The sequence below is a fragment of the Flavobacterium aquiphilum genome (genome assembly GCF_027111335.1).
GTDB lineage: Bacteria > Bacteroidota > Bacteroidia > Flavobacteriales > Flavobacteriaceae > Flavobacterium > Flavobacterium aquiphilum.
The window spans coordinates 3584562-3607014 of record NZ_CP114288.1 but is presented as its reverse complement, the minus strand read 5'-3'; the positions used below and the strand labels follow the sequence as shown (position 1 = coordinate 3607014).

The following is a 22453-nucleotide window of genomic DNA, read 5'->3' as shown; positions in this document are numbered from 1 at the left end:
GGGTTTAGTTTTTTATATTGTTTAGTATAAGTTTAAAAGGTTCCCTCTGAACCTCCACCGCTAAATCCACCACCACCAAACTCCATTGGGGATTCTTCAACTTTGACCTCGGGTTTAAGTCCAAATTGGGAAGCGGCCACGAGTACCTGTAAATTGGCAAAAGCGTTTGGATTGTTAAAACGGTCGGGTTTGAATGTGATTCCTGTTTCGTTGTGTTTTGTCTTTTTTATGGCAAAATAAGTAAAGGCAAACAGCACAAGCCCTCCAATGGTCAAACCCATTTCTGGTGGCAGAATGTGATGATAGGCCTTATAGGTAAATACAGAAAAGCATAGAGCAAGGAAACCAATCCAGAGCATAATTCTGTCTTTGTTTTTCAAAGAAAAAAACAGGTAGAGCGCGGGAACCGAAATTGTAAAAGCCCAAAAGAAAAGGACAAAAGGAATCTCGGGACTTACGCCATTATAAAAATAACTTTCAGACAGACTGAAATTTAATTCCCTTACCACATAATAGTTACCCGAAAGATAAAACAGAATTAGACAGAAACCTTTGGTTAGTTTCAGTCCGTTGTAATAATAGGGAGCCGATAAATTTTGTAATTTATTCTTGGAAATAAAATAGCAAATACAGGAAAACAACAACATAACAAAAGGCAATATGGCTTTGCCAATGATAAGATATTCAAAAGTCAGATAAGCTATAGTTCCCGTTATCCCGATACAAGCCAGCAGTGCCAATGAAAGATTCAGATAACGCAAATAAGCTGCACTTGATGCAATTGCGATTACAATAATAGCAGCAAGATAATTTGGATCGTAGTTTATGTCAAATGTGAGGGAGACTGCAATGGACAGAGAAAGGATTGCTCCCAAAATAAAAGCATCATCTAGGCCAAAACCAAAATATTTCATTTCTCGGGACATAAATTCTTTGGTTCCAAAACCTATTATCGCAAAAAAATAGATATATTCATTACCATTGGTAGCAAGCAATAGCAATGACACAAATCCGCAGATTGATGAATACAGCAAGCATCCTAGAATAAAGAAAGCAATCCGGATAAAAAGATTATTTTGGCTTTTTAGTTTTAATAATTGCCTGCTGAATGATTTGTATTGTTCCTCGCTAATAAACCCCGATTGTTTTAAGCGATGGGCTTCTTCATCCAAATAAACATTATCCAAAAGTGTGTTATCGTATGCTATCATCGTTAGTTTTTTTGTTAAAATGCTTTATCAGTTTTATAAATCCAATTATGGAGCCAATGAAATAAAACGGTGTCGTAAAAATGAATATTTCAAAAAAGTCATCAAAGCGAATGGAATCCAAAAGCCTTACGAAAAAGATATTCATTCCAATAAAACCATACAAAACCGTGAAAATAAAAAGTGAAATTGACCTGATCTGAAAACTTAGATTATAAAAATAATAAACCGCTATTCCCAAAACCAAACCAAAGGGAAACCAATAATCTTCACATAGATTGACGATACAGGCAATACCTATTAAGTGCTGCGAAAAAGTGAGATAGACCAAATTGAAGTGCTTTTTCAAATTGATTTTGGTCACATACAAAACCCAAAGTAGCAGCGTCAACCCAAAGGCGAGCCCAACATAACTTAAACGTGTATTGTCAATCATTTCATTGTTAAAGATGTGTTTTGGGTCTGCCGAAATTCCCAGATAAGCGGCCATTCCGGTGATTGCGATGGAAAGGACACTTTTGTTATCAAAATAGTAGGCGCAAAAAAAGCTGATAACTGTTGGGACCAAAGTTGCCAATCCATAGTGTGTTCCAAAAGGTTTGTATTGAAATTGCAAATAACCTACAAACGTACAGGTCAAAATAACGGCTGTAAGAGCCAAATAATCATAAAGCGGATTAGGAAACAGTACTTCTTCTTTTTTGAAGCCGGGATGAGTTTTAAAGCAGAAATAGTAACTGATTAGCGTTACCAAAAGCAACAGGCCTAAAATTGCGGAATGACCTATGGTGTCTATGTTTTGGTAAATTAAAATACCGATGCCGGATGTAAACATTAACATAGAAATGTAAAGCAGGAGCTTTAATTCGTTATGTACAGAAAAAAGTTTCAACTGACGATATCCTTTAATGCTTTCGAATTGCTCCGCGGTAATGTGATTTTTGGCAAGCAGCGCTTGGGTTGCTTGCTCTTCAAATTTAGCCATGCTATATACTTAAGATTTTTCTCAAATATATGAAAGTTTTAATATTCTTTAGAGGCGATGAAGTAGAATGTTTTATTGATTTTTGAAACAGAAAGATTAAGTACTAATGGTGATAGAATTCGGGTTGTAAAACTGAAAAGAGGCTGTCCGAAAAATTGCTTTTCAGACAGCCTCTTTGAATTTGAATATATTTGAGATGTTTTTTTAAAAAGCTTTTTTCATCTTTTCCTTAATTTCATTCAAGCAAAGATTGTTGATACTACCTTCGTGTGTGTGTTTGGTTTCTTTAGGGGATTGGTAATTTCCCGCTTCCAATTGTTCGGCAACGGCTTTATAAGCATCTCTAAATGGCATTCCGGCAACAACCATTTCGTTTAAAGTATCTACAGTGAATAAATAGTCGTATTTTTTATCAGCAAGAATATTATCTTTTACCTTAATGTCTTTGATAGAGAAAATGGCAATATCCAAACAGGCCTTCAGGTTTTGGATTGCAGGAAACAATCCTTCTTTCAACAGTTGAAAATCCCTGTGGTAACCGCTAGGAAGATTATTGGTAATCAAAGTGATTTCATAAGGCAATGATTGAATTTTGTTGCATTTCCCACGGATCAATTCAAAAACGTCAGGGTTTTTTTTGTGCGGCATGATGCTAGAACCTGTGGTAAGGTGCGAAGGCAAACCGATGAAATCAAAATTTTGGCTCATGTACAGGCACACATCCATTGAGAATTTTGCCAATGTTGCAGCAACACTGCTCATGGCGAAAGCGACCGTTTTCTCCGATTTACCGCGGCTCATTTGGGCGGCAACCGAATTGTATTTCAACGTTTCAAAACCCAATTCCTTGGTTGTGAAAGTTCTGTTGATAGGGAAGGAACTTCCGTAGCCCGCAGCAGAACCCAATGGATTTTGGTCAACAACTTTCAAAGCAGCATTAAGCATCGTGATGTCGTCAATCAAGGTTTCGGCGTAAGCTGAAAACCACATTCCGAAGGAGGATGGCATCGCAATTTGAAGGTGAGTGTAACCCGGCAATAAAACATTTTGGTGTTTCTCTGCCGATTCCATCATCAGGTCAAAAAGTGTTTTTACCTGTTCTTTTAATTCTTTTACGACATCTTTTAGATAAAGGTTTACATCGACTAAAACCTGATCGTTGCGTGAACGTGCGGTGTGGATTTTTTTTCCGGCATCGCCAAGTTTTACGGTTAGTAAATATTCAATTTTGGAGTGAACATCTTCAAAACTGTCTTCGATTTCGAAATTCCCGTTCGCAATGTCTTTTATGATTTCGTTCAAAGCCAAAACTAAGGACTCGGTTTCATCAGTGGTTAAAAGCCCGATTTGCTCTAGCATTTTGGCATGGGCAATTGATCCCAAAGCGTCATATTTGGCCAAAACCAAATCGAGTTCCCTGTCATTTCCTACCGTAAAATGTTCAATTTGTTTGTCGGTTGGTATTCCTTTTTCCCAAAGTTTCATATCATTTTTTTTATTTCGTAGGGACAAGTCGCAACTTGTCTGTACTTTTTTAATTCAATTTTCTCGTTTCCGTAATGTCCTAGCCCCGATAGTAGTGGAAATCCTTTTTATTTTTCCTTTAAAAATAAAAAGATTGCAACGGATAGCGGGATTAGCTCCTAAAAAATATTTTAATTCTTTAAAAAGTCTCCAAGTATTTTGATGTACAGTTGAATTCCTTCTTCTATTTCGTTTACAAATATAAATTCGTCTGCCGAGTGCGAGCGCAACGATTCACCTGGGCCCAGTTTCAAGGATTGACAACTCAAAACCGATTGATCCGAAAGGGTAGGCGAGCCATAAGTTGTTCTTCCCAATGCGATTCCTGCCTGCACCAAACCGTGCGTAACAGGAATAGAGGAGGCGTTTAAGTGCATTGAACGAGGCGTTACTTCGGCATTAACGTTTGTTCTTACGGTTTCTAGAATTTCGGTGTTGTTGTAACAGTCATTCACACGAATATCGACGACCAAATGGCATTCGGCAGGAACTACATTATGTTGTTTTCCTGCATTGATTTGGGTTACGGTCATTTTTACGGGGCCTAAAACCTCGGATATTTTTTCGAATTGATAGGTTTTAAACCAATCAATTACGGGCATCGCATTGTAAATTGGGTTGTCAGGGTTTTGATGTGCTGCGTGACTAGCGGTTCCTTTGACTACAACATCGAGTACCAACAGTCCTTTTTCGGCTATGGCCAATTGCATTAAAGTTGGTTCACCCACGATGGCACAATTCAGTTCCGGTAAGTGCTGTAAAACGCTGTTAAGACCTTTTTTTCCGCTGCTTTCTTCTTCGGCAGAAGCCACCATCACAATATTATGGGACAGGTTTTCTTTGTCGTAAAAATAAACAAAGGAAGCCATGAGTGAAACCAAGCATCCTCCCGCATCGTTGCTTCCTAATCCGTATAATTTGCCGTCTTTTTCGATGGCTTTGAACGGGTCATTTGTGTAACCTTGATTTGGTTTTACCGTGTCGTGGTGAGAGTTGAGCAATAATGTTGGTTTGGATTTGTCAAAATGTTGATTGAAAGCCCATATATTATTGTTTTCCCTCTCGAACGCAATATTATTTTGTTGGAACCAATTTTCTATTAAAAGCGCCGTCCGCTCCTCTTCACTTGAAAAAGAAGGCGTTTCGATCAGCGACTTTAATAACGAAATGGCTTCTTGAGTTAGGGTTTGTATATTTTTCATATATTTTTCCGAAGATCTTGCAAGTGTTTTTTAAACAAGTTAGGTCTGTTAGTTTTTTATAATTGAATGCTTGTATGAACTGCATCAGTATTTTGTAACATTCTGTGGTGTCCAATTTTTATTTTCTGAACACCTTTGGATAGGCTGTTAAAACAGTTGTCCAATTTAGGAATCATTCCCGAATGTATCGCTTTTTCTTCTTTTAATTTAACGTATAATTCATGGTTGATTTGTTCGATTACCGAACTGTCGTCATCAGCATCATATAAAACGCCCGGTTTTTCGAAACAATAAGTTAGGGTAACATTAAATACTTGCGACAAAGCGATAGCCAATTCACTTGCAATCGTATCGGCGTTGGTGTTCAATAATTGTCCTTGTCCATCATGGGTAATGGCGCAAAATACGGGAGTTATACCGTTTGTGATCAATGTTTGGAGTAACGGAGTGTTTACTTTTTGCACATCGCCAACAAAACCGTAATCAATTGTTGGATGATTTCTTTTTTTGGACAGAATTAAATTACCATCAGCACCAGAGAATCCAACGGCATTTGTATTATTTGCTTGCAATTGTGCAACCACATTTTTATTGATTTCACCGGCATAAATCATCACCACCACATCTAGCATCGGCGCATCGGTAATGCGGCGGCCGTCAATCATTTGAGGTGCCAATCCAATACTTTGGGCCATTTTGCTAGCCGATTTTCCACCACCGTGAACAAGTACTTTGTACCCTTCAATTTTGGCAAAATCGTTTAGGAATTGTTTTAATTCTGCCGGGTTGTCGATAATGTTACCGCCAATTTTTATAATAGATAGTTTATTCATTTCGAGTTAAAGTTTCCAAGTTAGTTACTTTAGACTTTTTAATATTTTTTGTAAAACCAATTGCGCCGAATACACTCTGTTATTGGCCTCTTGAATTACGATTGAATTTTCGCTGTCGATTACTTCGTCTGTCACAATTACGTTACGTCTTACCGGTAAACAGTGCATGAATTTGGCATTATTTGTCAATTTCATTTTGTCGGCAGTGATAGTCCAATTCGGATCGGTATTTGTAATTTTACCGTATTCTTTATAATTACTCCAGTTTTTGGCATAAATGAAATCAGCGTTTTCAAAAGCTTTGTCTTGATCGTATTCGATTTTGGAATCTTTAGTGATTTCAGGATTTAATTCGTAGCCTTCCGGATGCGTAATGACAAAATCCATTTCAGTCTGCAATTGCATCATTTCCACGAAAGAATTCGGTACAGCCTGTGGTAAAGCTCTTGGGTGCGGTGCCCATGACAGGACCACTTTTGGTCTGTGTTTTGTCTTGTTTTCCTCCATTGTGATGGCGTCAGCAAGGGATTGAAGTGGGTGTCCCGTAGCACTTTCCATGTTGACGATAGGCACGGTGGCGTGTTTTACGAAACCGTTCATTACGGTTTCGGCATTGTCTTTTTCTTTGTCCACCAATCCTGCAAATGCTCTGATGGCAATAATATCGGCATATTGAGAAACTACTTGAGCTGCTTCTTTGATATGCTCCGAAGCGCCTTGGTTCATGATCGTTCCGTCTTCGAATTCAAGCGTCCATCCTTCGCTACCAAAGTTCATCACCATTACGTTCATGCCCAAGTTTATCGCTGCTTTTTGGGTGCTTAAACGGGTTCTTAAACTCGAATTAAAAAACAACATTACCAAGGTTTTGTTTTTCCCAAGTTTCTTATTTTTAAGCGGATTTTTTTTGATTTTTATGGCTTGCTTCACCCATTTTTGGAGTGAGTCTATTTCTTTTATGGAAGTATAGTTCATAGCTTAATTTTTTTTTTAATTTATTCCTTAGTTGTTTAATTGATTAAATCAATTAAGTGAACTTTTTATATAATCTTAGTAAAATCAATATCGTTACCCAAAGCCTTCAGCATAAAGTTGTCTTCAAGTCCGTTCACAATCCAGGTTTCGATGTTTGCTGCTTTCGCAATGGCTGCTGAATCAATTTTGGACTGCATCCCACCAGTTCCGTGTGACGATTTTTTATCTCCAATTTCCTTTTGCAAAAGCGATAAATCGGTTACCATTTTTATAGTTTCCGGCACTTCATTGTTGATTGATGCTTTGGTGTAAATTCCATTTGTATTGGTAGCAATAATCAGAATGTCAACATTTAATAGAACGGCTGTTAAAGCAGCTAATTTATCATTATCACCGAATTTGATTTCATCCGTTGCTACCGTGTCATTTTCGTTGATAATTGGGATGTATTGATTTTTAACCAATACATTGATGGTGTTTACAATATTCTTTTTTGTTTGCTCATTTTCAAAATCAGAATAAGAAAGCAGGCATTGCGAAATATTTAATCCTAAGTCTTTAAAGTTTTCATTGTAAATCCGCATTAAGTGAGGCTGCCCAATAGAAGCCAAAGCTTGTTTTACAAAAACATCTTTATCGTGATTATCCAGTTTTACAAATTGTTTGGCAGCAGCAATTGCTCCTGAACTCACAATAATAAACTCATATTCATCCTGCAAAGCGGCAATTTGCATTCCAATATCCTCAATCTTTCCTCTCGAAATATGATTCGTTTCTTTGGTTAGCGTGTTGCTGCCTAACTTTAATAGTATTCTTTTTTTTGACATTCCTATTGTTTTTTTACCGCAAAGGGCTCAAAGTTTTTTATCTGTAAAAATGCAAAGTTCGCAAAGCTTTGTCTGTATTCTTTGTTCTTTACTCTTTGTTCTAAAATCAATAATCTAAAATTTTATCGAACTTGCCCGTCACCGTAAACATACCATTTATTGGTTACCAAATGCTGTAAGCCAATTGGTCCGCGTTGGTGCAGTTTGTCGGTGCTGATTGCCAATTCTCCTCCTAAACCAAACTGACCGCCATCGGTAAATCGGGTAGAGGCGTTTTGATACACTGCCGCTGTATCCACATTTTCCATGAATTCTTGGGCTGCAGCATCATTTTGGGTGATAATCGTTGCCGAGTGTCCTCCGCAATATTTGTTTATTTTTTCAATTGCTTCTTCATCAGAATTAACGACTCCGATAACAATTTTATAATTTAAAAATTCTTCATACCAAATTTCCTCGTTTTCAATTGTTGGCACCTGAGTGGCATTTGCGAAAGCGTCATCACCTAAAATTTCAACATTATATTTCTTTAATTCTGCCACCAATTCGGTTGCAAAAATCTGCCAATTCGGTAATTTAGTGTCAATCAAAACTTTGTCTAAGGCATTGCAGACACCAATGTTAGTTGTCTTTCCGTTGATGATGATGTCAAGCGCTTTTTTCAAATCGGCTTCTTTATTTATGTAAAGAAAGTTATTTCCGCGACCGCTTACAATTACAGGACAAGTTGCGTGTTTTTTGGTAAATTCGATTAGTTGTTCTCCTCCTCGAGGGACAATTAAATCGACTTTTTGTGTTGGGTTTTCTAAAAAAGACTGAGTTTCAGCACGGTTGTAATTCAGGTATTCTACCCAATTCGTGTCAATTTCATTTTCTTCTAAGGCTTGGTGCCAAAGCGAAACAATTTTCAAATTGGACAGCAAAGATTCTTTCCCGCCTTTCAATAAGATTTTATTCCCTGATTTAAATGCAATTCCTCCCGCTTCGACAGTTACGTCAGGACGAGATTCGTAAATAATCATAACCGTTCCGAAAGCTGCGGTTTTGTTGGTTACTTTCATGCCGTTTTCATGCGTGAAAGTAAAACGAATCTGACCTACAGGATCTTCTTGGCTTGCCAATTGCTGCATGGATAAAATCATTCCGTCAATTTTGGCATCATCAACTAATAAACGTTTTTCCATAGCCAGATCCTCTCCAGAATAATTATTTAAATCCTGCTGATTAATCGCTTTAATGTTGGCTCTTTCTTGTTCTAAAAGCACAGCCATGCGATTCAGAACTGCATTTCTTTTTTGTATGGGTAATAAAAGGCTCATTGGTTGTTTTAGTTAAAAGGATAAAATATTATTTAAACATATAAGTCATATAAGTTTTTTATAATTTTTTAGAATCAAAACTTAAATGACTTATATGTTTTTAAAATTAAGCTTCAACAGCTTTCAATTCAGCTAAGCTTTCTTTCAGCGCCACTACGAATGCATCAATTGCTTCTTTTTTGATCGTCAAAGGAGGAAGGATTCTCAATAAATTTTTATTGTTGGCACTTCCTGTGAAAATCAATTTTTCGACAATCAGTTTTTTGCGTAGCGGACCAACTTCAAAATCAAATTCTACTCCAAGCATCAATCCTTTTCCTTTTACCTTAACGATTTCAGGAACTTGTTTGATGGCCTCAAGGAAGTAAGCGTAAACTTCATTTACATTGTCAATCAATTTTTGTTTTTCGATTACATCCAATACTGCAATTCCGGCAGCACAAGCAAGGTGACTTCCTCCAAAAGTAGTTCCAAGCAATCCGTGGCTCGCTTTGAATATTGGCGAAATTAAAATTCCGCCAATTGGGAAACCGTTCCCCATTCCTTTGGCAAGTGTAATAATGTCCGGTTTGATATTATGGTGTTGGAAAGCGAAAAATTTTCCGCTTCTTCCGTAACCTGATTGTACTTCGTCCAAAATCAAAACCGCTTCGTATTGTTTACAAAGTTTTTCCAATCCTTGGAAAAATTCGGTTGTTCCTTCGTCCAATCCACCAACACCTTGAATTCCTTCAATGATAACAGCAGTAACATCACCTTTTTTTAATTCGGCTTCAACAGCTTCAAGGTTGTTCAAAGACAGGAAAGTAACGACTTGCTGAGCGTTGATTGGGGCAACGATTTTTTTGTTGTCGGTTACAGCAACCGCAGCGGAAGTTCTTCCGTGGAAAGAGTTGTCAAAAGCAATCACTCTCGATTTTCCGTTGTGGAAAGAAGCTAGTTTTAATGCATTTTCATTGGCTTCGGCTCCGGAACTGCACAAGAATAAGCTGTATTCCTCGCATCCTGAAAGTTTGCCAAGTTTTTCGGCCAATTCCACTTGTAATGGATTTTGAATCGCATTTGAATAAAATCCCAGATTGTCCAACTGATTTTTCAATTTGGCTACATAATCCGGTTGTGTGTGTCCAATAGAGATTACTCCGTGGCCACTGTATAAGTCTAAATATTCTACTCCGTTTTTGTCAGTAATTGTGCAATCTAGCGCTTTTACAGGAGTAATGTTGTATAATGGGTAAACGTCAAATAAGTTCATGTTTTCCTCCCCCTAACCCCCTCCGAAGGAGGGGAAAACTTTGACAACGAGGGTGATTGCTTTTATATGTTAAATATTTTTTAGTAATAGCTCCCTACCCTTCGGGGAGGGTTGGGGAGGGGATTAGAATCCGCTTGGTTTCAAATGCAATCCTGTGGTTTCATCCAGTCCGAACATTAAATTCATGTTTTGGATGGCTTGCCCAGAGGCGCCTTTGACTAAATTATCGATCACCGAGGTGATCAAAATCCGGTTCCCTTTTTTTACTAAACTAATAATACATTTATTTGTTTGTACCACCTGCTTCATGTTGATACCAGTTGTGGTAACAGTTACGAAAGGTTGGTTTTTATAAAATGCTTCATATTTGGCTACAATATCTTCCAAACTTTCGTTGCAAGTTGTGTATAAAGTAGCAAAAATTCCTCTTGGGAAATCCCCTCTGTTCGGAATGAAAAGCAATTCGTTTTTATAATCTGCATTTAATTGGTGTAAACTTTCTGAAATTTCACCCAAATGTTGGTGTTCGAAAGCTTTATAATGCGACATATTGTTGTTTCTCCAGCTAAAATGCGAGGTTTCCGAAAGGCTTACTCCGGCACCAGTGCTTCCAGTTGTAGCGTTGATGTGAACATCGTCGTTCAATAATTTGGCATCCGCCAAAGGCAATAAAGCCAATTGGATTGCTGTAGCAAAACAACCAGGATTAGCTATAAATTGAGCATTTTTGATTGTAGTTTTGTTCAATTCCGGTAAGCCGTAAATGAATTTTTTACCGTCAAAAACTTCGTCTTTGTTCAATCTGAAATCATTTCCTAAATCGATGATTTTGGTATGGCTTGCAAATTGGTTCTCAGTTAAAAATGTTTTTGATTTTCCATGTCCCAAACACAAGAAAACCACATTTACATCAGGGTTTACTTTGTCGGTAAAGTTCATTTCGATATCGCCCAACAAATCGTGGTGCGCCACCGAAAGTGGTTTGCCTGCATTGGTCGTGCTGTACACAAAATCGAGTTTTGCATTTGGGTGAAACATCAGTATTCTGATGAGTTCTCCGGCCGTATAACCGGAACCGCCTATGATTCCAACATTAATCATAATTTTTTTGTTTTAAAACATTTTTATTTACCATTAAGAAATTGAAGCACATTAAGCTTAATGAAACTTAATTTCTTAATGGTTTAAAAATCATGTAAAGACTGTAAAAAACTTTATGTTTTATTACAATGAAAATTATTCGTAAGATTCATTGTTTACAGATGAATATATTTTTTGGGCATTACCCATAATTTTGATAAATCCTTTGGCATCGTCTGATGTCCAAGCGTTGTTCATTTCTCCGTATTGACCAAAACCTGTGTTCATCAAGTCATTTTTGGATTCAATTCCGTCCAATGAAAAGTGATATGGTTTAAGCGAAACAGTTACAGTTCCGTTTACGGTAGTTTGAGTATCTTCTAGGAAAGTTTCGATGTTACGCATTACCGGATCCAAAAACTGACCTTCGTGGAATAACATTCCGTACCAGTTTCCTAACTGCTCTTTCCAGTATTGTTGCCATTTTCCAAGCGTATGTTTTTCTAGCAAATGGTGCGCTTTGATGATGATTAAAGGAGCAGCAGCTTCAAAACCAACTCTCCCTTTGATTCCGATAATCGTGTCGCCAACGTGGATATCTCTTCCAATTGCGTAAGCATTAGCTAATTTTTCTAAAGTAACAATGTTGTTTGAAGGCTTGTCTTTTTTACCGTTTACGGCAACCAATTCTCCTTTTTCAAATTCCAAAGTAACTTTCTCTTCACCATTTTTTTGCAATTGTGAAGGATAAGCTTCGCTTGGTAATGGTTGTCCTGAAGTTAAAGTTTCTTTTCCTCCAACACTAGTTCCCCACAATCCTTTGTTGATAGAATATTGTGCTTTTTCCCAAGAGTATTCAACACCGTTTGCCTGTAAATAAGCAACTTCTTCCTGTCTTGAAAGTTTTAAGTCTCTGATAGGAGTGATGATTTCAATTTCAGGAGCGATGGTTTGGAAAATCAAATCAAAACGAATTTGGTCATTTCCTGCACCTGTACTTCCGTGCGCAATCGCTTCAGCGCCAACAGATTTTGCATAGTTGATAGCTTCGATAGCTTGGAAAACGCGTTCAGCACTTACAGAAAGCGGGTAAGTATTGTTTTTCAATACGTTTCCATAAATCAAATACTTAATTGCTTTATCATAATATTTATCAAGAATAGTCAGATTGGCGTGTTTCGCACTTCCAAGCTCATAAGCTCTGTCTTCGATAGCTTTTAGTTCGGCATCGTCAAAACCTCCGGTGTTAACTAAAACGGTATGAACTTCGTACCCTTTTTCATTTTTTAAATATTTAAGACAATATGAAGTGTCTAATCCTCCGCTGTATGCTAAAACTACTTTTTTCATTTTGTTATATTTTTTCTTCCCTTGCTCATTTCCAAAGTGAGACTTTTAGGAAGTTGATTGTGATGTTATTACTTTTTACTTATTTTATTTTTTTGTCAAGCTTAGATCTTTTTCTCTGTCTTTTTTGGTAAAAAAAGTGCTTGTTTTATTTCTTTCAAACGATTCCAAATCCTTACATTATAAGGGTGTTTTGGCGGATCTTTTGGTTTTTCTTTTGGGTCATAAAGCATTCCGGTACACAAACACATTTTAAAGTCTTTACTTTTTAAAATTTCATAATTGGTACAGGTTTGACATCCTTTCCAAAAACTAGGATCGTTGGTCAATTCAGAAAAAGGAACCGGTTTGTATCCTAATTCGGAATTGATTTTCATCACCGCAAGACCTGTAGTAATCCCAAATACTTTGGCGTCCGGATATTTTTTTAATGAATAATCAAATACAAATGATTTTATTTTTTTTGCCAGCCCCAAATTTCTATAGTCCGGATGAACAATCAAACCAGAGTGTGCCACAAACTGGCCGTGTTGCCAACTTTCAATATAGCAAAAACCAGCAAAAATTCCGTTGTTGAGCGCAATGACAGCATCACCTTTTTCCATCTTTTTTATGATGTATTCCGGTGTTCTTTTAGCAATTCCAGTACCTCTCAATAGGGCAGACGACTCTATGGTATCGCAAATTTCCTGCGCATACTTATAATGTTCTTCCTGAGTTACTACAATAGAAATGTTCATTTCGAGATTCATAATTTAGGTTAAAAAAGTGTATTCTAATATAGTTTGGTTTGCTGTTTTTTTGTAAAGCCAAATATAGGGCAAATACAAGAAATAACAATCCAAATAATTGAATTACAGGTGAATGAAAATTGTTGGGTAAAGTTTTTAGGATATATTAATCCAAATAAAAATGGAAATAATTTCAAAACGATAAAAATAAAAATGAATAATATAATACGATTACACTACGGAGGCTATAACTATAGCATCCGTACTTCGGGAGAAGTCCTAAGTGTCATTATCCTAGAGATAACTGTTTTATATGTTTTTATTTTTTTCATCGGTGCAAAAGTACAATTATTTTTAATTAATAGGTGCTAAAAAAAATATAAAAGTCAATTTTTTAACAAAACGAACTCTTTTTGTAATAAAAAATAAAAATTGAATTTAAAAGGTTGAAATTTAGAGTGTTTTTTCTTTTTTTAAACGCTAAAGTAGGTGTGCTGTAATTATTCAAAAAAATCTTTAATTTAGTTGAAAATTAACTTACGAAATTGGTTTAAAAGGAAGTTGAATTAATCAGGATAAAAATATGAGAAAGTTACAAATTTTACTCTTTATGTTTGTCAATTTTGCCTTTGGGCAAGTGGCAAAAAACTCCGAATTGTTTTTGGCTTTACAGAAACATGATAGTATTTTTTTTGAGCGGGGTTTTAATCAATGCGATATTGATTATCTGACAAAAATGACGCACAAAGATCTTGTTTTTTACCATGATAGAAGCGGAGTTCAGGATAAACAGAAGTTTTTGGAAAACACAAAAAAATATCTTTGTTCGGATAGTAACCATAAACCAATTCGTAAAGTTCGAAGAGAATCCTTAGAAGTTTATCCTTTATATGATAACGGTGTGCTTTATGGTGTGGTTCAAATAGGAATTCATGATTTTTATATCAGAGAGCCAAACAAGGAAGACAAATACACGGGAACAGCAAAATTTACTCATGTTTACTTGCTTGAAAATAAAGAATGGATACTTAAAGAAGTTTTAAGTTTTGATCATAAATAATATGGAAGAAAAAAAAACAGATAAAAAACTGCTTGTTCGAAAAATAATCAACATAGTTGTTGTTATTGCTTTGGCTAGTGTGGGACAATACTATTATTCTAAATATAAATCGGTTGGGAGCGAATTGACAGCATTGGTAAACAATTATAACAAAGCTTGCCCGATGATGATTAGCAATGATATCCGTATGGAAAGTGTAAATACATTGCCACATAATACAGTACAATATGATTTTACTTTGGTTCGTGTCCAAAAAGAAAAAATTGATCTTAAAGCTTTGAAAAAGTCGGTGGAAACTGAAATATTGTCTGATTCCAAGACGAATCCTAGTCTTGAAGCTTTTAGGGATAATAGTTCTACCGTGATTTATAACTACAAAGACGGTAGCGAAAAAGAGCTATTCAAAATAACATTGACTCCAGATATGTATTAATTCATATTTTGGGAATCTCTTTTCTTTAAAACAAATTAATCTAAGAACTATTTATCAACTATATCGTTTGATAATTTCAACCAAATCTTTTAATCATCCAAATATGATAAAAGTCAATATTTGAGGTTTTTCATGGGTTTAATTTTGCCGCATCATTGACAAAAATGGGTTTGTCAGGCAATTTATGACATGCTTGTGTTTGTCGCAAAAAGCAAAAACCATGATTAGAAAAGGATTACTCTTTCTTTTGTTTATAAGCGTATTATCTGCTTATAGCCAAACAAAAAACAACAATTTAACACCACTTCAAAAGTTGGAAGCAGGAAATAAACGTTTTGCTTCTGGAAAACCAATGCATCCTGATGAAACTTTGGAAAGATTAAGGGAGCTTAAGAAAGGGCAGCATCCATTTGCTGTTGTTGTGAGCTGCTCGGATTCCAGAGTGCCGGCCGAGCTTGTTTTTGATCAAGGTCTCGGCGATATATTTTCAATTAGAACGGCCGGAAATGTAATTGGCGATTATGAATTGGGAAGTATTGAATATGCGGTTGAGCATTTGGATTGTAAGTTGGTCATTGTCATGGGACACAAAAGCTGTGGTGCCGTTAAAGCATTTATTGATTCAAAAGGAAATTATAATCATGAGGATCATATTAAAAAAATAGTGGAATACATCGAAAGTGAGAAAGAAGAAAACGATCTTGCCAAAGAAGATAAATTGACAGTTGATAATGCAGTAAATGCGAATGTTTTGCATAGTGTGAATTTTTTGAAAACAGCGGAGCCAATTTTAAAAGAATATTGTGATCAAAAGAAAATTACAATTATCGGAGCTGTGTACGATATTGAAAGCGGGAAAGTAATTTTTGATACAGAAAATAAGGTATAGACTGATCTGTCTTGAAATTAATTGAATTACAAATAGTTTAAATACCTTATAATGAAAAATTTTTTCAAATGCTTTTGCATTTTAGTTTTGTTACCTGTTTTTTCTTTTGCCCAAAATACAATCCAAAAAGAAAATGTTACTAATCAACCAATAATATCTACTTCCAAATTGTCTTTATTGAAAGACGTTGATGTTATTTTTAATTCCCGTTTAGCTTTTGATAATTATTTTGTGGATGGTGAGCACACAAACTCTCAATTTTCGGTCAATCAATTCCGATTTGAAGTAAAAGGGAAAATTCATGATAGAGTGTTTTTTAGATTCCGAAACCGATATACCAAAATTGCTGATCCTAACACGGTTGACAATATAAGTCGCACAGTTGATATGGCTTATTTAACGGTTGATTTGGATTCGCAAACAAAATTGTCTTTCGGAAAAATGATAGGCGATTGGGGAGGTTATGAGCTTATTACAAATCCAATCGAGATTTTGTCTTATAATAGTATTAATAATTACGGTGAAAATTTTATGGTGGGAGCTGGACTTTCATATGCGCTGGCTGATCATAAAAATAAATTTAATTTTCAGGTGTTGAATGCAAGAACAAAGACTTTTCAGGATCAGTTAGGGACTACGATTCCTCCAGGTATTAAAGCTGCGGAAACGCCTTTAGCTGCAGTTGGGAACTGGAAAGGTAGTTTGTTTAACGGAAAACTGGAAACTACTTATAGTTATGGTTATTTTATGGATGCTGAGAATGCCGGACGAAGTTTAGTTTCTCTTGGGAATAAATTTAAAAGTAATAAACTGCTACTGTATTATGATTTTCAATATAGCAAAGAGGATTTGGACCAAAAATGTGTGGTTACGAATATCATCAAAAGCAAATATCCTTATGCAGCACAGGATGTTTCTTATGTCGAAAATTGGATTAGAGCGGAATATCAGATTCGTCCAAAGGTGAATTTATTGCTTACGTTAATGAATGACAATGCGTATTGGAACGGCAATCCAGATCTTAATAAGGATAGTCATTTATTGACTTCTTACGGTATTATCCCAACGGTTGAATATTCCCCTTTTGCAGATATTAACCTGAAGTTTTATGCGGGCTATATTGCTAAGAAAAATAATTATTCTTCCTATGCTCAAAATAATTTTGGTGCAGTAGATGGTAAAACCGGGCAATTTAGTATTGGTATAATTGCTCCGTTGTTGGTTTTGTGATTTGAAAAAATATTTATTCTTGATAAATTTCAAGAATGTGAAGGAGTTCACAATGTTAGCTGAGCCTTGTGGTTTTTTTAGGATTAAGTTTTAAATATATCAGCAAAAAAAAGCAACTCGATTGAGTTGCTTTTTGTGTTTTATAAATTTATTGTTTCCTAAACTGGTTTCGTGTAATAATCGAATTGATTTTTGCTTTTAAATCTTCGCCCGTATCGTAAACCATTTGCTCGCTGGTTGGGAAAGGAACCACTTTTTTGTCAAAATAGGCATAGTAATTAGTATCTGCTGCGCGACGGTCCCCTTTGTATGTGGAATAGATATTTTCAAAAACAAAGTCACTTGTTATTGGAAAAGAATCCAAAGATTGGTTGGTTTTATTGTCAACGTAATCAACTTTGGCAGTGATTTGACATGATTTAAATTGTCGCACTTCATAAATTTTTACTGTTGCATTTACAAGGTTATCTATCATAATAGGTTTTCCTTGTCTGTCCAAAACAACATTTCCATTGGCGTCAACTTGTTTTTTTTGACCATCAACTACTTGACGTTCTTTTATAAATTCTCTTTCTTTTATTTGCTCTGGCGAAACCAAAATAGAGATGAAATTGATTAGCATTCCATAATCATAGTTGATGTCTTTTTGTTTTGCGCTATGAAAAACAGTCCATTTGTCATTTAATTTGTAACTCTTGAAATCCAATAGATCGTTTTGAAGCTGCGCAGGAATAATCATGTTACTTGCATTTTTGGTATAAACAATCACGAAATCAGTTCCTTTAAACTGTGCTTCATCCATCATTTTGCCAACGTCTTTATAATTTGGATTGATTTTATCCAAATATGCCAAATCATCATAAACTCTTCGATAATTCATTTTATTTTTGGTCAGCATCAAAGATTTTGCATTGGTGTACAAATAAGCAGATAAAGCATTTTTGCTGCTTATTATTTGATCATTGTAATTATCAAAAGGAAAAATCGCATTTCTTCCTTCATTCAGTAGTTTTAGAGGTAGTAATGGTTTAATTTTTTCCTGACGATCATTCAATGCCATATAAGTATTGAATATTTTTTCCAAATTACTCGGATTGTTTTCTTTGGTCAGAAAGGTGATGGTATTTAAATCTCTTTCTTTGGCTTTGGCGAAAGCCTCTTCAAGTAAATAGACATAGTCTTGGTTTCCTTTTTTGTCTTTATTGGAACGTAAATTGGAAATAGCAATGTCTATAGTGGCGTCATAATTTCCAGATGTTAAATTGTTCTTTGCTTGTTTTACTCCGCAAGAAGTAATAAGTGTAAAAAAAGCAATTAGAAAAGTAATTTTTTTCATTTTGGGGACTAATGAATTAGGTTAAGAGTTAGGTTAAAATGTTTTTGCAAATTTATACCATTTGTACATATAAAATTGCCTAAAGATGCGAAGTTGTTTTTTTTCAAGACAAGGATAAAAATCATTGCATTCCCAATAGCTATCGGGATAGCTACGGAATTATTTTTTGAAGAAGACTCGAGCGTAGCGAACAGGCGAAGCAATTGGAGAAAAAGAACGAGCAGATTGGACTATTTTATATGTATAAATGGTATTATTATTCCTTCAGTGGATTTTGTTTAAAATGTTTCAAAAAAAAACCGACAATTATAATTTGTCGGTTTAAATATTAAGAGTTTGTTTATTGTCTTACAAAAGGAGGAAGCAGCTTGCTGGAGCATTCTCCAAAACCAATTCGAACCTGTCCGTTTTGGCTGTATCCATGAATGGTTACGGTATCTCCGTCATTTATGAATTTACGATCCGTACCGTCGCTTAATTGAATTGGATTTTTGCCGCCCCAAGTCAATTCCAGCATTGAACCATAGCTGTCTGAAGTAGGTCCGGAAATGGTTCCTGAGCCCATCATATCTCCAGAATTAACTCGGCATCCATTGGATGTGTGGTGAGCCAATTGCTGGTTCATTGTCCAATATAAATATTTGAAATTGGTTCTTGAAACAATCGTTGGTTCTGCATTTTCAGGAGCAATAGAAACTTCTAGATTGATGTCAAAAGAGTGCTTTCCTTTTTGTTGCAAATAAGGGAAAGGGGTAGGCTCTTGTTTAGGGCCTTTGGTTCTGAATGGTTCCAAAGCATCCATAGTGATAATCCATGGAGAAATAGAAGTAGCAAAATTTTTGGCTAAGAAAGGACCAAGCGGAACATATTCCCATTTCTGAATATCTCGCGCACTCCAATCGTTCAATAAAACCATTCCGAAAATATAATCTTCGACTTCACTGATAGGGACAGTTTCTCCCATTATATTACAATCGGTAGTGATAAATGCAGTTTCCAATTCGAAATCAACCGAACGGGAAGGGCCAAAAACGGGTGTCGTTTCACCATTAGGCAGTGTTTGTCCCATAGGTCTGTGTACGGGAATTCCAGAAGGGATAATAGAAGAACTTCTTCCGTGATACCCTATCGGGATGTGCAGCCAGTTAGGTAGTAATGCGTTTTCCGGATCACGGTACATTTTTCCAACATTGGTTGCGTGTTCTTTACTGGAATAAAAATCGGTATAATCACCTATTAGTACGGGAAGTTGCATTTCAACATCTTCCATTCTAAAGATTACTATGTCTCTATGTTTTTGGTTGTCTCTTAATTCTGGGTTACTTTCGTCAAAAATTTCGGCAATTCTGTTTCGTACCAATCGCCATGTTTTTTGACCGTCAGAAATGAAATCGTTCAGCGTGTCCTGCATGAACATATCGTCTGTCAATTCGATTCCTTCGAAGTAATTCAATTGTTGTAAAGCTCCCAAATCGATAGCAAAATCACCAATTCTTGAACCTACCGTCACGATATTTTCTTTGGTAAGAAAAACTCCAAAAGGAATGTTTTGGATAGGGAAATCACTGTCTGGCAGGACCTCTAACCATGATCGTCTTGTAGTGTCGTTAGCTGTTATTGGCATGATGGTGTTAGTTGTTTGTTGAAAATTACTTGTCAAATATATTATAATCTAACAGTTAAACAAACGTTTTTTTGTATTTTTGCGGGAAATTAACGAAAATCAAAGAAATGCAACGAGACGAACAAATTTTTGACCTTATTCTTGAAGAACAAGACAGACAGATACACGGATTAGAACTTATTGCCTCAGAAAACTTTGTAAGTGACGAAGTTATGGAAGCTGCTGGATCTGTTTTAACTAATAAATATGCCGAGGGATATCCAGGTAAAAGATACTATGGTGGATGTGAAGTAGTAGATGTTGTTGAGCAAATTGCTATTGACAGAGCTAAAGAATTATTTGGTGCTGAATATGCAAACGTGCAGCCTCACTCAGGTTCTCAGGCAAATGCTTCTGTTTTTCACGCTTGTTTGAAACCAGGGGATACCATTTTAGGTTTTGACTTATCTCACGGAGGACACTTGACTCACGGATCACCTGTAAACTTTTCAGGGCGTTTATACAATCCTGTTTTCTACGGAGTAGATAAAGAAACTGGACGTTTGGATTATGACAAGATCCAAGAAATTGCTACTAAAGAACAACCAAAATTGATTATCGCTGGAGCTTCGGCTTATTCTCGTGATATGGATTTTGAGCGTTTCAGAAAAATCGCTGACAGCGTTGGTGCAATTTTGATGGCTGATATTTCACACCCAGCAGGTCTTATCGCTAAAGGATTATTAAATGACCCAATTCCTCACTGTCATATTGTTACAACAACAACTCACAAAACATTGCGTGGACCACGTGGAGGTTTGATCATGATGGGTAAAGATTTCCCAAATCCATGGGGATTGACTACTCCAAAAGGAGAAATCAGAATGATGTCTGCTTTATTGGATCTAGCTGTTTTCCCTGGAAACCAAGGAGGACCTTTAATGCATATTATCGCTGCTAAAGCTGTAGCTTTCGGTGAAGCATTACAAGATGAATTCTTTACTTATGCTATGCAATTGCAAAAGAATGCAAAAGCAATGGCTGATGCTTTCGTAAAAAGAGGATACAACATTATTTCTGGAGGAACTGATAACCATATGATGTTGATTGACCTTAGAAATAAAGGAATTTCTGGAAAAGATGCTGAGAATGCATTGGTAAAAGCAGAAATCACTGTAAATAAAAACATGGTTCCATTTGATGACAAATCACCATTCGTTACTTCAGGTATCCGTGTGGGAACTGCTGCAGTTACAACTCGTGGTCTTGTTGAAGCTGATATGGAAACTATCGTTGATATGATCGACAGAGTTTTGACTGATCATACTAACGAAGATGTTATTGAAGAAGTAGCAAGCGAAGTAAACGAAATGATGAGCGAAAGAGCAATCTTTGTGTTCTAATAAAGTTTAATCGTTTAAAGGTTTAAAAGTTTAAGGTTTAAAACTCTTTGTGTGTACTGTAAGTCTTCACAAAGAATTTAAACTTTAAACTTTTTATTTTTTAACAACAAACTTTTAGCAATTAAGTGATTTAAACCTTTAAACAAAAAGAAAGAGAAATGGGAGTATTACGATTACAATTGCCAACCGATCCAAGATGGGTAAATATTGTCGAGAAAAATATCGAAGAGATTCTGACGGATCATGCTTGGTGCGAACAAAAAGCGGCAACCAATGCAATGACCATAATTGTCAATAATTCGGAGTACCAGGATTTGGTAAAGGATTTATTGACTTTAGCCAAAGAAGAAATCGACCATTTTGAGCAAGTACACAATATTATTATCAAGCGTGGATTGAAGCTGGGGCGTGAGCGTAAAGATGATTATGTAAACGAACTGTATTTGTACATGAAAAGAAGCAGTGACGGAAGTCGGGTTTCAGGATTGGTGGAGCGTTTACTGTTTTCGGCCATGATTGAAGCCAGAAGTTGTGAACGTTTTAAAGTACTTTCTGAGAATATCAAAGATGAAGAACTAGCCGTTTTCTATAGAGAATTAATGGAAAGTGAGGCGGGACATTACACTACCTTTATCACTTATGCCCGAAAATATGGTGAGGGAATCGATGTTGAAAAGCGCTGGAGAGAATGGTTGGAATTTGAGGAATCGATTATAACCAATTATGGTAAAAACGAGACTATTCACGGGTAGTTTTAGTACTTAATGATTTTAGTTTAAAGTAGTTGTCTTTAGTTTATTTTCTTTCATCTATATTCTTTTTTTTTAAATGATAAAAATAATTCCTGCAACCATAGACGATTTTAAAACAATTCAAGAAATTGCTCATCAAACCTGGCCGATTGCCTATGGCGAAATCCTTTCGAAAGCGCAATTAGATTATATGTTGGACGCTTTTTATAATGAAGAGTCCTTAAAAGATAGTATTGCCAACAAAGGGCATTATTTTGTTTTGGCAAAAGAAGGAGAAGAAGTTCTTGGTTTTGCTTCCTATGAGCATTTTTATAACCAAAAGAACCAAACCAAAATCCATAAAATTTATATTTTGCCACAAACCCAAGGCAAAGGAATAGGAAAGAAGCTGATTGATTTTGTCGAAAAGGTTGTGAAGTTTCCCTAAATGTAAACCGATTCAACAAAGCACTGCATTTCTA

At 35.9% G+C, this 22453-nt stretch carries 21 protein-coding genes; 7 read left to right on the top strand and 14 right to left on the bottom strand.

Annotated elements, in window-relative coordinates; all coding sequences use genetic code 11:
* Window positions 1-32: 32 nt before the first annotated feature.
* The 12 genes from OZP12_RS14625 to OZP12_RS14570 all read right to left on the bottom strand — a co-directional run bounded on the left by OZP12_RS14625 (window position 33) and on the right by OZP12_RS14570 (window position 13295).
* On the bottom strand, window positions 33-1211 hold the full coding sequence (locus tag OZP12_RS14625; protein WP_281225769.1) for a hypothetical protein: 1179 nt from the start codon (window positions 1209-1211) through the stop codon (window positions 33-35).
* Window positions 1195-2193, bottom strand: coding sequence for a DUF2157 domain-containing protein (locus OZP12_RS14620; RefSeq protein WP_281225768.1), 999 nt, complete (start codon window positions 2191-2193; stop codon window positions 1195-1197). Before OZP12_RS14620 ends, OZP12_RS14625 begins: the two co-directional genes overlap by 17 nt.
* Window positions 2194-2397: 204 nt before the next feature.
* Entirely contained in the window at window positions 2398-3678 is a 1281-nt protein-coding gene (gene argH / locus OZP12_RS14615) for an argininosuccinate lyase (protein ID WP_281225767.1), read from the bottom strand.
* Between the two features lie 170 nt (window positions 3679-3848).
* On the bottom strand, window positions 3849-4919 hold the full coding sequence (locus OZP12_RS14610) for a M20 family metallo-hydrolase (RefSeq protein ID WP_281225766.1): 1071 nt from the start codon (window positions 4917-4919) through the stop codon (window positions 3849-3851).
* A gap of 56 nt (window positions 4920-4975) precedes the next feature.
* Complete coding sequence (gene argB / locus OZP12_RS14605; protein WP_281225765.1) at window positions 4976-5752, bottom strand: acetylglutamate kinase; 777 nt, start codon at window positions 5750-5752, stop codon at window positions 4976-4978.
* Window positions 5753-5776: 24 nt separating this feature from the next.
* On the bottom strand, window positions 5777-6727 hold the full coding sequence (locus OZP12_RS14600) for an N-acetylornithine carbamoyltransferase (protein WP_281225764.1): 951 nt from the start codon (window positions 6725-6727) through the stop codon (window positions 5777-5779).
* A gap of 65 nt (window positions 6728-6792) precedes the next feature.
* Entirely contained in the window at window positions 6793-7554 is a 762-nt protein-coding gene (gene proB / locus OZP12_RS14595; RefSeq protein WP_281225763.1) for a glutamate 5-kinase, read from the bottom strand.
* Window positions 7555-7676: 122 nt separating this feature from the next.
* Window positions 7677-8873 carry a glutamate-5-semialdehyde dehydrogenase gene (locus OZP12_RS14590; protein ID WP_281225762.1) on the bottom strand — a complete coding sequence of 399 codons (1197 nt, stop codon included), beginning with the start codon at window positions 8871-8873 and terminating at the stop codon, window positions 7677-7679.
* A gap of 106 nt (window positions 8874-8979) precedes the next feature.
* Window positions 8980-10128: an aspartate aminotransferase family protein gene (locus OZP12_RS14585; protein ID WP_281225761.1), complete on the bottom strand. Its 1149-nt coding sequence runs from the start codon at window positions 10126-10128 to the stop codon at window positions 8980-8982.
* Between the two features lie 123 nt (window positions 10129-10251).
* Window positions 10252-11229: an N-acetyl-gamma-glutamyl-phosphate reductase gene (gene argC, locus OZP12_RS14580; RefSeq protein ID WP_281225760.1), complete on the bottom strand. Its 978-nt coding sequence runs from the start codon at window positions 11227-11229 to the stop codon at window positions 10252-10254.
* Window positions 11230-11364: 135 nt separating this feature from the next.
* A complete protein-coding gene (locus tag OZP12_RS14575) occupies window positions 11365-12558 on the bottom strand; it encodes an argininosuccinate synthase (RefSeq protein WP_281225759.1) in 1194 nt (397 codons plus the stop codon).
* A 101-nt stretch (window positions 12559-12659) separates the two neighbouring features.
* A complete protein-coding gene (locus OZP12_RS14570; protein WP_281225758.1) occupies window positions 12660-13295 on the bottom strand; it encodes a GNAT family N-acetyltransferase in 636 nt (211 codons plus the stop codon).
* Window positions 13296-13869: 574 nt separating this feature from the next.
* Here OZP12_RS14570 and OZP12_RS14565 point away from each other — a divergent pair.
* The 4 genes from OZP12_RS14565 to OZP12_RS14550 all read left to right on the top strand — a co-directional run bounded on the left by OZP12_RS14565 (window position 13870) and on the right by OZP12_RS14550 (window position 16898).
* Entirely contained in the window at window positions 13870-14346 is a 477-nt protein-coding gene (locus tag OZP12_RS14565; RefSeq protein ID WP_281225757.1) for a nuclear transport factor 2 family protein, read from the top strand.
* A gap of 1 nt (window position 14347) precedes the next feature.
* Window positions 14348-14779: a DUF8479 domain-containing protein gene (locus tag OZP12_RS14560; protein WP_281225756.1), complete on the top strand. Its 432-nt coding sequence runs from the start codon at window positions 14348-14350 to the stop codon at window positions 14777-14779.
* A gap of 220 nt (window positions 14780-14999) precedes the next feature.
* Window positions 15000-15668 carry a carbonic anhydrase gene (locus OZP12_RS14555; protein ID WP_281225755.1) on the top strand — a complete coding sequence of 223 codons (669 nt, stop codon included), beginning with the start codon at window positions 15000-15002 and terminating at the stop codon, window positions 15666-15668.
* 51 nt (window positions 15669-15719) lie between these two features.
* Entirely contained in the window at window positions 15720-16898 is a 1179-nt protein-coding gene (locus OZP12_RS14550) for a porin (RefSeq protein WP_281225754.1), read from the top strand.
* 148 nt (window positions 16899-17046) lie between these two features.
* Here OZP12_RS14550 and OZP12_RS14545 read toward each other — a convergent pair whose 3' ends face one another.
* Together OZP12_RS14545 and fahA are read right to left on the bottom strand one after the other, a co-directional pair.
* Entirely contained in the window at window positions 17047-18234 is a 1188-nt protein-coding gene (locus OZP12_RS14545; RefSeq protein ID WP_281225753.1) for a hypothetical protein, read from the bottom strand.
* A gap of 340 nt (window positions 18235-18574) precedes the next feature.
* Window positions 18575-19858: a fumarylacetoacetase gene (gene fahA, locus OZP12_RS14540; RefSeq protein ID WP_281225752.1), complete on the bottom strand. Its 1284-nt coding sequence runs from the start codon at window positions 19856-19858 to the stop codon at window positions 18575-18577.
* A gap of 107 nt (window positions 19859-19965) precedes the next feature.
* Here fahA and glyA point away from each other — a divergent pair, with 107 nt between their 5' ends.
* The 3 genes from glyA to OZP12_RS14525 all read left to right on the top strand — a co-directional run bounded on the left by glyA (window position 19966) and on the right by OZP12_RS14525 (window position 22419).
* Entirely contained in the window at window positions 19966-21240 is a 1275-nt protein-coding gene (gene glyA, locus OZP12_RS14535) for a serine hydroxymethyltransferase (RefSeq protein WP_281225751.1), read from the top strand.
* Between the two features lie 158 nt (window positions 21241-21398).
* Window positions 21399-21992 (top strand): MiaE family protein, encoded by a 594-nt coding sequence (locus OZP12_RS14530; protein WP_281225750.1) that lies wholly within the window; start codon window positions 21399-21401, stop codon window positions 21990-21992.
* Window positions 21993-22068: 76 nt separating this feature from the next.
* A complete protein-coding gene (locus OZP12_RS14525) occupies window positions 22069-22419 on the top strand; it encodes a GNAT family N-acetyltransferase (protein ID WP_349293549.1) in 351 nt (116 codons plus the stop codon).
* The last annotated feature ends 34 nt before the right edge of the window (window positions 22420-22453 follow it).